General features: G+C 61.9%; 10 protein-coding genes and 1 pseudogene. 7 read left to right on the top strand and 4 right to left on the bottom strand.

Annotated features, from left to right (window positions below; translation table 11 throughout):
- Positions 1-166: 166 nt before the first annotated feature.
- The 7 genes and pseudogenes from fliF to FJ311_03880 all read left to right on the top strand — a co-directional run bounded on the left by fliF (position 167) and on the right by FJ311_03880 (position 8,572).
- Positions 167-1,822: pseudogene (gene fliF, locus FJ311_03910) on the top strand (flagellar M-ring protein FliF).
- Positions 1,823-1,843: 21 nt separating this feature from the next.
- Positions 1,844-2,863: a flagellar motor switch protein FliG gene (gene fliG, locus FJ311_03905; GenBank protein MBM3950580.1), complete on the top strand. Its 1,020-nt coding sequence runs from the start codon at positions 1,844-1,846 to the stop codon at positions 2,861-2,863.
- Positions 2,864-2,881: 18 nt separating this feature from the next.
- Entirely contained in the window at positions 2,882-3,649 is a 768-nt protein-coding gene (locus tag FJ311_03900; protein ID MBM3950579.1) for a hypothetical protein, read from the top strand.
- Positions 3,642-3,980: a flagellar motor switch protein FliN gene (gene fliN / locus FJ311_03895; GenBank protein ID MBM3950578.1), complete on the top strand. Its 339-nt coding sequence runs from the start codon at positions 3,642-3,644 to the stop codon at positions 3,978-3,980. Before FJ311_03900 ends, fliN begins: the two co-directional genes overlap by 8 nt.
- A 45-nt stretch (positions 3,981-4,025) precedes the next feature.
- On the top strand, positions 4,026-5,354 hold the full coding sequence (locus FJ311_03890; protein MBM3950577.1) for a sigma-54-dependent Fis family transcriptional regulator: 1,329 nt from the start codon (positions 4,026-4,028) through the stop codon (positions 5,352-5,354).
- Between the two features lie 37 nt (positions 5,355-5,391).
- The gene (gene flhA, locus FJ311_03885) at positions 5,392-7,518 is read left to right on the top strand and encodes a flagellar biosynthesis protein FlhA (protein ID MBM3950576.1); all 2,127 of its coding nucleotides are present in this window, start codon (positions 5,392-5,394) and stop codon (positions 7,516-7,518) included.
- Between the two features lie 343 nt (positions 7,519-7,861).
- The gene (locus FJ311_03880) at positions 7,862-8,572 is read left to right on the top strand and encodes a response regulator transcription factor (GenBank protein MBM3950575.1); all 711 of its coding nucleotides are present in this window, start codon (positions 7,862-7,864) and stop codon (positions 8,570-8,572) included.
- Between the two features lie 42 nt (positions 8,573-8,614).
- Here the strand turns inward: FJ311_03880 and FJ311_03875 are convergent, their stop codons facing one another.
- The 4 genes from FJ311_03875 to FJ311_03860 form a co-directional block, all read right to left on the bottom strand.
- Entirely contained in the window at positions 8,615-9,457 is an 843-nt protein-coding gene (locus FJ311_03875) for a protein-glutamate O-methyltransferase CheR (GenBank protein MBM3950574.1), read from the bottom strand.
- Positions 9,454-10,542 (bottom strand): chemotaxis response regulator protein-glutamate methylesterase, encoded by a 1,089-nt coding sequence (locus FJ311_03870; GenBank protein MBM3950573.1) that lies wholly within the window; start codon positions 10,540-10,542, stop codon positions 9,454-9,456. Before FJ311_03870 ends, FJ311_03875 begins: the two co-directional genes overlap by 4 nt.
- 87 nt (positions 10,543-10,629) lie before the next feature.
- Positions 10,630-10,995, bottom strand: a complete 366-nt coding sequence (locus FJ311_03865; protein ID MBM3950572.1) for a response regulator — start codon at positions 10,993-10,995, stop codon at positions 10,630-10,632.
- Between the two features lie 85 nt (positions 10,996-11,080).
- On the bottom strand, positions 11,081-13,410 hold a 2,330-nt coding region (locus FJ311_03860; protein MBM3950571.1), incomplete at its 5' end, for a response regulator.

The following is a 13,410-nucleotide window of genomic DNA, read 5'->3' as shown; positions in this document are numbered from 1 at the left end:
CTGTTTGTATTATATGGATAATTTTTTCACTTGCGGGAACTAGGCAATTTTTACCCGCGTCTTAACTATCTGTTTACGATCTCCTGACTAGCCTCGCGACGGTTGGATCGCCGGAGGGCCCCGTCACTCGGGCCGGCCCAACCTTCGAACGCGGGAGAGAACGGGCGTGGACACATTATTGCAAGCCGTTCGCAACATCGGCGCGGTGCGCCTTGTTGTCATGGGCGGATTGGTCGCCGGATTGGTCGGTTTCTTCGTGTTTATGTTGAGCCGGTTCGCCGGCCCCAACTACACGCTGCTCTATTCCAACCTCGACCTCAAGGATTAGGCGCGGATCGTCCAGCAACTCGAATCCCAAAACATCCCCTTCGAGCTCAAGCACGGCGGCACCACCATCAACGTTCCCGGCGATCGGGTCGCGCGCGCGCGCATGACCATGGCCGCGCAGGGACTGCCGAGCGGCGGATCGATCGGCTACGAATTGTTCGACAAGGCCGATTCCCTGGGCGCGACCAATTTCATGCAGAATGTCAATCTGGTGCGCGCGATGGAAGGCGAAATGTCGCGCACCATCCAGACCATCACCGGCGTCCGTTCGGCCCGGGTCCATCTGGTTCTTCCCCGCCGCGAGCTGTTCAGCCGCGACGCGCAAAAGCCGAGCGCGTCGGTCGTTCTGCAGATGCAGGGGTCGCGGCGGCTCGACACCGAGCAGGTCGGAGCCATCCAGCATTTGGTCGCTTCCGCCGTTCCCGGCTTGTTGCCGAGCCGAATTTCGATCGTCGACGACAAGGGATCGCTGCTGGCGCGCGGCTTCGAGGACGATTCATCGCCGACCGCCATTGCCGCCAAGGTGGAACAGCGCCGGCGGCATTTCGAGATGCAGCTCGGCCGCACGATCGAGGAACTGCTCGAACGCACCGCCGGTCCGGGCAAGGTTCGCGCCGAGGTGTCGGCCGATATGGATTACGATCGGATCACCACCCAAGAGGAACGCTTCGATCCGGACGGGCAAGTCGTCCGCTCGACCCAAACGATCTCGCAGACCGCCAGCAGCCGCGACGCCCAGGGCGAGGCGCCCGTCACCGTCGCGGGAGCGTTGCCCGACGCCGGAGCGACCGGCAGCGAAGGACAAAGCTCGCAAACGTCGGACAATCGGAGCGAGGAAACCGTCAATTACGAAATTTCGAAGAAAATCGTCAATCACGTCAAGGAAGCCGGCACGGTCAAGCGCCTGTCGGTCGCCGTTCTGGTCGACGGCATCTACGACAAGACGAAGGGGAGCGACAAAGGCGCCTATGCCGAGCGCCCCAAGGAACAACTGGACATGATGGCCGCGCTGGTGCGCGGCACCATCGGCTATAATGAAGCCCGCGGCGACCGCGTCGAGATCATTTCCATGCAGTTCGCCGATTTCGCGCCGCCGGAGGCGCCGATCGAGCTGTTCTTCGGTTTCAACAAGCAGGACATCGTCCGCATGGCCGAGATCGCGGTGCTCAGCATCGTCGCGATCATGGTCCTGCTCCTGGTCGTCCGTCCCTTGATTTCGCGCGCCCTCGAAGCCTTGCCCGGCGCCGCCGCGGGTATCGTCCGCGACGCGCAACAGCTGGCGCAGCAGATGCAGGCTCCGGCGCTGACCGGCCCAGGCGGCGCGCCGATGCCGGTCGAGGGCGAGGAAGAGGAGCAGTTCGAGGAGTTGATCGATATCGATCGAGTCGAAGGACGGGTCAAGGCGTCCTCGGTCAAGAAGGTCGGCGAAATCGTCGAAAAGCACCCGGAGGAAGCCTTGGCCATCGTTCGCACCTGGATGTACCAGGAAGGCTAAGAACGCGGGAGACGCTAGGACATGGCGCGATCGAAAGACGATTTTCGCGGCCTGAGCGGCCCGCAAAAAGCGGCCATCTTCATGCTCGCCATCGGCCAGGAACAGTCGAGCAAGCTGTTCGCGCGCATGGACGACGAAGAAATCAAGGAAATGTCCCAGGTCATGGCCTCCCTGGGTTCGGTCAGCTCGACCGTCATCGAACGCCTGTTCGTGGAATTCGCCGACCAGCTGTCGTCCGCCGGCTCGTTGGTCGGCACGTTCGACACGACGGAGCGCTTGCTCGCGCAAGCCATCCCGCCCGAGCGCGTCGCCCAGATCATGGAGGAAATTCGCGGCCCCGCCGGCCGCACCATGTGGGACAAGCTCGGCAACGTCAACGAAGGCGTTCTCGCCAATTATCTCAAGAACGAATACCCCCAGACCGTCGCCGTCGTGCTGTCCAAGATCAAGGCCGACCACGCGGCGCGGGTGCTCGCCATGCTGCCTGAGAATTTCGCCATGGAAGTCATCATGCGGATGTTGCGCATGGAATCGGTGCAGAAGGACGTTCTCGACCACGTCGAGAAAACGCTGCGCACGGAATTCATGACCAACCTCGCCCGTACCGCCCGGCGCGATTCCCACGAAATGATGGCGGAAATCTTCAACAACCTGGACCGCAACACCGAAAGCCGGTTCATTTCCGCGCTCGAGGAACGCAACCGCGAATCGGCGGATCGCATCAAGCAATTGATGTTCACCTTCGACGACCTCGTGCGCGTCGACGCCGCCGGCATCCAGCGTCTGCTGCGCCAGGTGGAAAAGGACGTTCTGGCGACTGCCCTCAAGGGCGCGTCCGACGAGGTCAAGCAGCTGTTTTTCTCCAACATGGCCGAGCGCGCCAGCAAGATGCTCAAGGAAGACATCGAGGCGATGGGCGCGGTGCGCCTGCGCGACGTGGACGAGGCGCAGGCCAAGATCGTCTCGGCCGCGAAGGCGTTGGCGGATGCCGGCGAAATCGTCATTTCCGGCCAAGAAGAAGAAGATCAGCTCGTCTACTAAGGTGTCGGGATCGAGGACATGGCCGCTTTGCGCAAATTCACATTCGATCGGGTCTTCGATGCTCCCGTCGCCCCGGTCGTGGAGGCGATCGCGTCGGAAAATCCCGTTGCAGCGCCCGAAACCGCATCCGAAACGCCCGCGGCGCCGACCTTCAGCGAAGAGGAACTGGCTGCCGCGCGCGAGGAAGCCTACGCCCAGGGCCGGGAGAACGGCATCAAGGAAATGTCCGAGTCCATCGAGCGCGAAACGCGCGATGCCCTGGCCGGAGTGGAAAACGCCTTGCGCGAATTGATGTGGTCGCAGTCCTCGATCGAGACGCGCGCGACCGAAGACTCCGTCCGCGTCGCCCTGACCGCCGTTCGACGACTGTTTCCATCTCTCGCCCAACGCGATCCCTTGTCCGAAATCGAGAACGTCGTCGGGCAAGCCATGACCATGGTCCAGGGCGAGGCGATCTTGAACATATATGTCCACGACCGCTTGGCCGAGCCGATTTCGGCGCGGATCCAGGCTCTGGCCGCGACCGCGGGTTTCGAAAACCGGATCAAGATTCATGCACTCGCCTCGATCGCCTCGGGCGACGTTCGGGTCGAATGGAACACCGGCGGCATGACCAGGGACATGGCGGCGATCGAAAAAACCGTCGAGGACATCCTCGTGCGCACGCTTCCCGAGCATGCAACCCCTGCGCACGCGGTCAAGACCGGTGGGGAACCCGCAACGACGGTACCGGCCCCGAACGCCACGCCTTCACCTTCGGAAAATTCGGAAGGGCAACATGGCTGAAGAGAAAGACCTCAACCTCAAGGACCTCGGTAACGGTCAGCCGGAAGGGAATATGCCGTCCTCCGACGTTCCCGAATCGCCCCGCAGCGCCAAGGATTTGGAGCCCGTTTACGACATCCCGGTCCAGGTCTCGGCCGTGCTCGGCAAATCGACGATGGAGGTCAGCCAGCTCCTGCGGCTGGGCCGCGGCGCCGTCGTCGAACTCGACCGCAAGGTCGGCGAGGCGATCGACATTTACGTCAACAATCGCCTGGTCGCGCGCGGCGAAGTGGTGGTGGTCGAGGACCGCCTTGGCATAACCATGACGGAAATCATCAAGACCGATCGCTGATCGCTTCGGCTGCCGTGACCCGACAATAAAGGAAGGTTGACGCTCATGCGCTTGCTCATCATCGGCGATCTCGACGGACAAATCGGCGCCGCCGCGCGCATCGCCATGGAACGTGGCGCGCGTGTCGCCCACGTCGACACTATCGACGCGGCGTTCGAGTCCTTGCGCGCGGGCCAGGGCGCGGACCTGATCATGGTCGACGTGCGGCTTGATGTCGCGCATCTGGTGAAAAGCCTGAAATCCGAACGAATCGGCGCGCCGGTCGTCGCCTGCGGCGTCGGCAACGAGACGCGGATCGCGGTTCAAGCGATCCGCGCCGGGGCCAAGGAATACGTACCGCTTCCGCCCAGCGTGGAACTGATCGCCGCCGTGCTCGAGGCCGTGACCGAGGAGAATACGACGCTGATCGCCCGCGACCCGAAGATGCTGGGCGTCCTCAAAATCGCCGACCAAATCGCCCCCAGCGATGCCAGCGTGTTGATCACCGGGGCATCGGGCACCGGCAAGGAAATGCTGGCGCGCTATCTTCACGAGAAATCCAGGCGCAAGGGCCATCGGTTCGTGGCCGTCAATTGCGCGGCGATTCCCGAAACCCTGCTCGAATCGGAACTGTTCGGCTATGAGAAAGGCGCTTTCACCGGCGCCGTCGCCCGCCGCATCGGCAAATTCGAGGAAGCCAGGGGCGGAACGCTGCTGCTCGACGAAATCAGCGAAATGGACATACGCATCCAGGCCAAGCTGCTGCGGGCAATCCAGGAGCGCGAAATCGACCGCCTGGGCGGCAATCAGCCGGTCAAGATCGATGTTCGCATTCTCGCGACGTCCAACAGGGTGCTCGAGGACGAAGTCGCCCAGGGACGCTTCCGCCAAGATTTGTTCTTCCGCCTGAACGTCGTCAACTTGAACATTCCGCCGCTCGCCGAACGCCCCGAGGATATTCCGTTCCTCGCCGAGCATTTCGCGCGCAAGCTCGCCGAGGCCAACGGCGTCAAGCCGCAGCCGATCTCCGCCGAAGCGATGGCGAAACTCAAGAGCCACGCTTGGCCGGGCAACGTGCGCGAGCTGGAGAACGCGCTGCATCGGGCGGTCCTGCTGTCCGCAGGGCCCGAAATCGGTCCCGAATCCGTTGTCGTCGGCGGTTCGCGCCCGACGGCGGCTGCGGCCCCCGGCGCCGGGGGCTTGGTCGGCCGTACCGTCGCCGAGGTCGAGCGGGATTTGATCATCGACACGCTGACCCATTGCCTCGGCAACCGCACTCACGCCGCCAATATCCTCGGCATTTCCATCCGCACGCTGCGCAACAAATTGAAGCAATACAGCGAGGAAGGCTATGCCGTCCCCACCCCGCGCGAGGGCGAGCGCCCCTCCGCCTGAGGGCGCTTGAATATCCGTTCCGCCTCTGGTCCCCATCATGGCCGACGCAACGCCCCAACCCGCTCTACCCGCCGTCCTGCCGCCGGCGGTGAATGCCCAGCTCTCCAAGCTGGCGCAGCGCGGCGATATCCTGTTCGCCATCGGCGTCGTCGCGATCCTGACGGTCCTCATCCTGCCGCTGCCCAAATGGCTGCTCGACATCAGCCTCGCCTTTTCGCTGACCTTGTCCGTGCTGATCCTGATGATCGCCCTGTTCATCAACCGGCCGCTGGACTTCAGCGCGTTTCCGACGGTTTTGCTGATTGCGACCCTGATTCGTCTCGCCCTCAATTTGGCGTCGACCCGCCTGATCCTGGCCGAGGGCCATACCGGCACCGCCGCCGCCGGTCACGTCATCGAGGCCTTCAGCGGCTTCATCATGGCCGGCAATCTGGTGATCGGCCTGATCGTGTTCGCGATCCTGACCATCGTCAACTTCGTCGTCATCACCAAGGGTTCGGGCCGCATCGCCGAGGTCGCCGCCCGGTTCACGCTCGATGCCCTGCCCGGCAAGCAGATGGCCATCGACGCCGACCTGTCTTCCGGATTGATTAACGAGGACGAGGCCCGCAAGCGCCGCCGCGTGCTCGAGGATGAAAGTACATTTTACGGCGCCATGGACGGCGCAGCGAAATTTGTCCGCGGCGACGTCATCGCCGGCCTATTGATCATCTTCATCAACATCATCGGCGGCATGATCATCGGCATGGCGCAAAAAGGCGTCACGTTCGCCCAGGCGGCCGATTTCTACACCCGGCTCAGCGTCGGCGACGGATTGGTGACTCAGATTCCCGCCCTGCTCGTCTCGACCGCCGCCGGCATGGTCGTCACCAAGGCCGGCCTTTCCGGCGCCACCGAGAAAGCGCTGTTCAACCAGCTCGGCGGTCAGCCGCGCGCCCTCGGCCTGGTTTGCGGCCTGATGCTGGCATTGGCCCTGGTGCCAGCCATTCCGGCGCTACCTTTTTTGATCATGGCGGTCATAACCGGCGGCATCGCTTTTTCCGTCGCGCGCGAGAACCTGCGCCGTGAGCAAGAAGACGCCAAGCGCAAGGAAGAAGAGCTAACCATCGAGAAAAAGCCGACTGCGGAAGAACCGATCGCCGCCGCGCTCAAGATCGACCACATCCGACTCGAGCTCGGCTATGGTCTGCTCTCGCTCATCAACGCGCCTCGCGACGGCCAGAAGCTGACCGATCAGATCAAGGCGCTGCGGCGTCAGATCGCGTCCGAGGTCGGATTCGTCATGCCGCCCGTTCGCATCCAGGACAACATGCAGCTTCCGGCCAATACCTACGTCATCCGGGTGAAGGAAATCGAAGCCGGACGCGGCGACCTTCGCCCCAATATGCTGCTGGTCATGGATCCGCGCGGCGAGGATATTTCGCTGCCCGGCGAAAAGACCACCGAACCGACTTTCGGCCTGCCGGCCATGTGGATCGAAGAAGCCAGCCGCGAGGAGGCGCTGTTCCGCGGCTATACGGTGGTCGACCCCGCGACCGTCATCACCACTCACCTGACCGAGACGATCAAGGACAACATGCCCGAAATGCTGTCCTACGCCGAAACGCAGAAGCTGATCGATGAAATGGACAAGCAGCATCACAAGCTGATCGCCGACATGGTGCCATCGCAAATATCGCTCGGCGGCGTTCAGCGCGTGCTGCAAAACCTGCTGGCGGAGCGAATTTCGATTCGCGACTTGCCGACCATCCTCGAGGGCATATCCGAGGCGTGCGGCCATACGCGCAACGTCATGTTGATCACCGAACACGTCCGCGCCCGGCTCGCCCGCCAGATCAGCGACCAGAACACCAATGCCTCGGGCTTCATCCCGCTGGTGACGCTCTCGCCGGGCTGGGAGCAAGTCTTCGCCGAATCCCTGGTCGGCACCGGCGACGACAAGCAGCTGTCGGTCCCGCCAACCAAGCTGCACGAATTCATCGGCCTGCTGCGCACCATCTTCGAGCGCCAGGCCATGGCCGGCGAAAGCGCGGTGCTGTTGACCAGCCCCGCCGTCCGGCCTTACGTTCGTTCCATCGTCGAGCGCTTCCGTCCCATGACCACGGTCATGTCTCAGAACGAGATTCACCCCAAGGCCCGCATCAAGACCGTCGGACAAATCTGATCCGAATGGAGGTCGAGGCGGTTTTCGGACGAAACCCGGATCTCCATGGCGCCATCACACCCGACCCCTCTTCCCAAGTCCCCACCCCGCGCCAAGGCCAGCAACGTAGATGCTGCGGGCGAGACTCAAAGCGGGTTCCTTGAGGATTCGAGCCGGGTTTAGTCTTGGTTTTCGTCGTTGGTCGCGACCACCTGCCAATATGAAAGGCGGAAAGTTAACTCGTCGTAAATCAAACTCGATACTATACGAACAAATAGGGAACTCAACTTATTGGGTACTTGATCGGGTTTTTGACCACCTGTATGGTTAACCAACGTTAATGGGTAGGATTCGGGAGGCAGCTATGCGGGTTCTGCTTGTCGAGGACGATACGGCGACCTCCAAGAGCATCGAACTTATCCTCAAGTCCGCGGGCATGGTGGTGGACGCCACCCAGCTCGGCGAGGACGGACTAGAGATCGGCAAACTCTACGATTACGACATCATCGTGCTCGATCTCGGGTTGCCCGATATCGACGGCATGGAAGTCCTTCGCCGGTTGCGCGACTCCCGGATCAAGACGTCGGTCCTGATTTTGTCGGGCATGACCCAATCGGAATTGAAGGTGAAGGGGCTCGGCACCGGCGCCGACGACTACCTCACCAAGCCGTTCGACAAGAACGAGCTTTTGGCTCGCATTCACGCCATCGTTCGCCGTTCTGCCGGCCATTCCAATTCGGTCATCCGCACCGGACGCCTTAACGTCAACCTCGACTCGCGCACGGTCGACGTGGACGGTCAGGCCGTGCATCTGACCGGCAAGGAATACGGAATCCTCGAATTGTTGTCCTTGCGTAAGGGGACGACGCTCACCAAGGAAATGTTCCTCAACCATCTTTACGGTGGAATGGACGAACCCGAACTCAAGATCATCGACGTTTTCATTTGCAAGCTGCGCAAGAAGCTTGCCCAGGCGACCGGAAACGAGAACTACATCGAAACGGTTTGGGGGCGCGGCTACGTTCTGCGCGACCCCGACGAAGTCGCGGCGGCGGCCAAAGCCCGCGCGTCGTGATCGGGCGCCGCGACGGCACCCTTCAACAACGGCAATCCGAAATCAGGATGCTTTCGCCATGCCGAGCCCGGCGGGAGCGTTGGCTTGGCAATAAACGCCGCGCTGGCCGGGCAAGGGCTTGAACTTGTCGGAAATGCCGAGAACCGTTTCCGCGCCGCCCAGAAACAGCATGCCGTCGTTGGGCATGAGCTTGGAAATATTCTCCAAAATCTTGCCTTTGGTCGCTTGATCGAAATAAATCAACACGTTTCGGCAGAACACGACGTCGAAATTGCCGAGCGCCTTCAAATCGTGCAGCAGGTTAAGCTCCTTGTATTGCACCATGCCCCGAATCTCGGGCTTGATCTGCCATTGGTCGTCCTTTTTCTCGAAATACTTCACCAGCATCTGGATCGGCAGTCCGCGCTGCACCTCGAACTGCGAATAAAGTCCCTTCTTGGCCCGTTCCAGGACTTCGCGCGACAGGTCCGTCCCCACGATCTCGTATTTCCAGCCCGCCAGCTTCGCCGATTGTTCCTTGAGGATCATGGCCAGCGAATAGGGTTCCTGGCCGGTCGAGGCGGCCGCGCACCAGACGCGGAAAGTTTTGTTCGGCCGGGCCGATAGGATGTGCGGCAGAACATTGTCCCGGAACAGATCGAAGGGCTTAGTGTCGCGGAAGAAGAACGATTCATTCGTCGTCATCGCCTCCGTGACGTCGGCGATCAACGGCTCGGGCTTGGTCTTGCGGATGGTATCGACCAAATCGTCGAGTCCCTTGAGGCCGCGCTTGCGCGCCACGGGAATCAGCCGGCTTTCCAGCAGGTAAACCTTGTCGCTGGTGAGGACCAGACCCGAGCGTTCTTTCAACAGCGCGGCAATATATTGGAAGTCTTCGGATTTCATGTGTTCTTGCCTGCCAGAAATGCCATGACCCGCGGGCCGATTTCCTTGAGCGGAATCACGGCGCTGCAAATTCCGTCGGTGGCGACCGCGCCGGGCATTCCCCAAACCGTGCTGGTGGCTTCGTCTTGGGCGAACACGGTGCCGCCCGCCTGAACCACCTCGCGGCATCCTTTGAGGCCGTCCGCGCCCATTCCGGTCAGGATGACGGTCAAAACGCGGCCGTTGTAGAACTTGACCATGCTGCGCAGCATGGGATCGACGGCCGGCCGGCAGAAGTTTTCCGGCGGATCCTGGGTCAGCCGGATAGTCGGCTTCCCGTCCTTCGATTCGACCAGCATATGATAGCCGCCCGGCGCCAGGAAAATTCGCCCGCTGACGACGGGCTCGCCGTCCTGCCCTTCGCGACAGGGCCAGTTGCAATTGCGCTCGATGTGCTGGGCGAGAATAGTGGTGAACGTCGGCGGCATGTGCTGGGTAATCAACACCGGCATGTCGATCAATGGACGAATCTCCTTCAGCACCGCGAACAAAGCCGGCGGCCCGCCGGTCGAACTTCCGATCGCCAGGGCACTCGGCCGCAACAGGCCCGGCGCGCGTAGCTTGATCGGGCCGGGCGGATAAATCTGCACGCCAGCGCGAGGCGCGGCGGCGGGAGACGCCGCAGCCGGCGCCGGCGCACGCGCCCCGCGTTTCGGTCTCGATGCACCCAGAGTGCGGACTTTTTCCAACAGATCACGCCGAAACTCCTCACCGCCGCTGATGTCGCGGGTGGCGGTCGGCTTCGAAATGTAATCGGATGCCCCTAATTCCAAGGCGCGCATGCTGGTCTCGGCGTTACGCACGGTCAAGGTCGACGACATAATAATCCGCACGTCGGGCTTGACTTTAAGCAGCTTCGGCAGCGCCGTAAGCCCGTCCATCACCGGCATCTCGATATCCATGACGATGACGTCGATATCGTTGCGCGCGAGCGAATCGATCGCCATCTGCCCGTTGCCGACCGAAGCGACGACGGAAATATTGGGATCGGAGGCGAGTATTTTACTGGTAAGTCCGCGAATGACGGCGGAATCGTCCACCACCATGACGCGAATGGAGTCTTCGGGAGGTCGGCCTCCCGTTTCTCCACGCGCGGTGGCTTCTGCAATCATGGGATTTCCCCGCCGACGAATTTACAAAAGGCCGACTTGCGAGAATTTGGCCTGGATGATTTCGCTATCGAACGGCTTCATAATGTATTCGTTGGCGCCCGCTTCGATCGCCTTCTGAATGTGATTCATGTCGTTTTCGGTGGTGCAGAACACCACCACCGGCTTATCGCCCCCCGGCAAGGCGCGGAGTTGTTTCAGAAACTCCAATCCGTCCATGACGGGCATGTTCCAGTCGAGCAAAACGCCGTCGGGCATTTTCTTCTTGCAGGCGTCGAGCGCCTGCGAACCATCGGCGGCCTCGGACGTCTCGAACTTGAGTTCCTGTAGGATCTTGCGCGCGACCATTCGAATGACTTTCGAATCGTCGACAATCAGACACGATTTCATGATTCTCTCTTTTGCATTGAAACGGCCTTCCGCGGGACCGACGCTTTATTTATCCGTAGCTTGAACTCATCGACGCCGGGCGTGATCAAACCGATCGACGGGAAGCCTGGGCGACGGTAGCGGCCAAGGTCGATACCAACATCTCGCGGTCGGCCTTGGCGACGTAGTCGTCGAACCCGGCCTCTTTTCCCCTGTCCCGGTCGCTTTGCTGCGCGCGCGACGACAACGCGACCATCGGCACCGCGCTCCACCGCGGATCACGACGCACATCTTCGGCGAACGCGAAGCCGTCCATCTCCGGCATCTCGATATCGCTGACGATCACGTCGTACATCTGTCCCGATTCGCGCAGCCTGAGGGCATCGACGGCGCTTTCGGCGGTGGTGACATGATACCCCGCGGCCGACAGCAGCGGCGAGAGAAGATTGCGGAAGAACGGACTGTCGTCAACCAAAAGGGCGCGCTTCTGGGCGAGCGCGCGGCCCGAACTATCACCGCCCTGGGCAAACCAATCGGCGTAGGCTTGGCTCAAGTAGTATCCGGCATCGACAATATCGGTCGCCTTGCCGGACACGATCGCGCTGCCGATGATTCCGGTGCGGCCGGAAGCGAGCTCGACCTTCAGGCGGTCCTCGACGATGTCGACGATTTCGTCGACCACCAGCCCCATGGACCGCTCACGATCGGTAAACACCAGCACCGGTTGGCGACCCGAGGACCGCCATTCGTGCGCCGGATTGAACGGAATCAGCGGCATCAAGTGGCCGCGGTATTGAACTACATGATGATCGTGCGCCCGTTCGACAGTCGCAAGATCGATTTCCTCGAGGCGCGCGATCAGCGCCAGCGGAATCGCTTTCAGCTCCGCGCCGCCGGCGCGGAAGATCAGGAGCGACGTTTTATCCTCGCTGCTGGCGACGACCGCGCTGGCCGCTTCGGCGGCGCGCTCGGAGCCCATCTTGCCTTGGCCGACCGCCGCCGCGATCCCATTGGGATCCAGGATCATGATTACGCTGCCGTCGCCGAGAATGGTGTTGCCCGAATAAAATGGTATTTCGCGCAGAATCGGCGCCACCGGCTTGACCACGATTTCCTCGGTATCGAACACCCGATCGACGATGATGCCGAAGGTGTAGGTGCCGACCTGGGTGACGACGATGTAGAAGTCATCGGTCGAATTGGTGATATCGATATCCTCGGCCTTGAACAGGCCGCGCAGGGATACCAAGGGCAACAGTCGATCGCGCAAGCGGAGCACCGGAGACGCGTTGATCATTTCGATCTTGGTGTCGGAGCGCGAGGACGTCCGCACCAGTTCGAGAACGCTGATCTGCGGAATGGCGAATCGCTCCCGGGCGCTTTCGACCACCAGGGCCGAAACGATCGCCAGCGTCAGCGGGATCTTGATGGTGAAGGTCGATCCCTTGCCCCACACCGATTTCATCTCGATGGTGCCGCCGATTTTTTCGATGTTGGTGCGCACCACGTCCATGCCGACGCCACGACCCGAAACCGACGTCACCTTCTCGGCCGTGGAAAAGCCGGCCTTGAAGATGAACTGCATGATCTGCTGTTCGCTCATGCCGTCGAGTTCGGCCTCGGTGGCGATGCCGTTGGCGATCGCCTTGGCGCGGATTTTCTCCACGTTCAATCCGCGTCCGTCGTCGGAAATCTGGATAATGATATGACCGCCCTCGTGGAAAGCCTTGAGGACGATCGTGCCGGTCTCGTCCTTGCCCGCCTCGCGCCGGACGTCCGGCACCTCGATGCCGTGGTCGGCGGAGTTGCGCACCATGTGCGTGAGCGGATCCTTGATCAATTCGAGCACCTGGCGGTCCAACTCGGTTTCCGCGCCCTGCATCACCAGCTCGATCTTCTTGTTCATTTCGATCGAAAGGTCGCGGATGATGCGCGGCAGCTTGGCCCAAGCGTTGCCGATGGGCTGCATGCGGGTCTTCATCACCCCCTCCTGCAAGTCGGAGGTGATATGGCTGAGCCGTTGCAGGGGAACCTTGAACGCGCTGTCTTCCTGTCCGCGTACCATCTGCAAAAGCTGGTTGCGGGTCAGCACCAGTTCGCTGACCAGGGTCATCAGCGCTTCGAGCACGTCGACGCCGACGCGGATCGAGGCCTGCGCCGCGCTCGGCTCCTTGGCTTCCTTCGATTCTTCCTTGGCCGGAACGCTCGCCTTGGCGGCGGGGGGCTTGGCCGCCGCGGCGGGCTTCGGGGCGGGCGCGGGTTTCGCCTGCTTGGCTTCCTTGGCGCGTTCAGCCTCCATTTCGGCGGCCAGTTCCGCGTCGGTCGCGCCGCGCTTGCCGGCGGCCTTGGCGGCGTTGAATTCGGCGAGCAGGTCGGCGGCGACGGGGAAGCCGCGCTCGTCGGTCACGGGACCGCCGCCGGACGGCGCCGCAGGCG

It is taken from the genome of Rhodospirillales bacterium (assembly GCA_016872535.1).
Taxonomy (GTDB): Bacteria; Pseudomonadota; Alphaproteobacteria; order Rhodospirillales; family 2-12-FULL-67-15; genus 2-12-FULL-67-15.
Note: the sequence above shows the minus strand (reverse complement) of the source record. Positions and strands in the feature narration are given on the sequence as shown.

Bases quoted from the DNA above. Each gene is read 5' to 3' on its own strand.
- FJ311_03875 (MBM3950574.1), bottom strand. From the start codon at position 9,457: ATGAAATCCGAAGACTTCCAATATATTGCCGCGCTGTTGAAAGAACGC.
- fliG (MBM3950580.1), top strand. From the start codon at position 1,844: ATGGCGCGATCGAAAGACGATTTTCGCGGCCTGAGCGGCCCGCAAAAA.
- fliN (MBM3950578.1), top strand. From the start codon at position 3,642: ATGGCTGAAGAGAAAGACCTCAACCTCAAGGACCTCGGTAACGGTCAG.
- FJ311_03890 (MBM3950577.1), top strand. From the start codon at position 4,026: ATGCGCTTGCTCATCATCGGCGATCTCGACGGACAAATCGGCGCCGCC.
- FJ311_03865 (MBM3950572.1), bottom strand. From the start codon at position 10,995: ATGAAATCGTGTCTGATTGTCGACGATTCGAAAGTCATTCGAATGGTC.
- FJ311_03870 (MBM3950573.1), bottom strand. From the start codon at position 10,542: ATGGTGGTGGACGATTCCGCCGTCATTCGCGGACTTACCAGTAAAATA.
- flhA (MBM3950576.1), top strand. From the start codon at position 5,392: ATGGCCGACGCAACGCCCCAACCCGCTCTACCCGCCGTCCTGCCGCCG.
- FJ311_03900 (MBM3950579.1), top strand. From the start codon at position 2,882: ATGGCCGCTTTGCGCAAATTCACATTCGATCGGGTCTTCGATGCTCCC.
- FJ311_03880 (MBM3950575.1), top strand. From the start codon at position 7,862: ATGCGGGTTCTGCTTGTCGAGGACGATACGGCGACCTCCAAGAGCATC.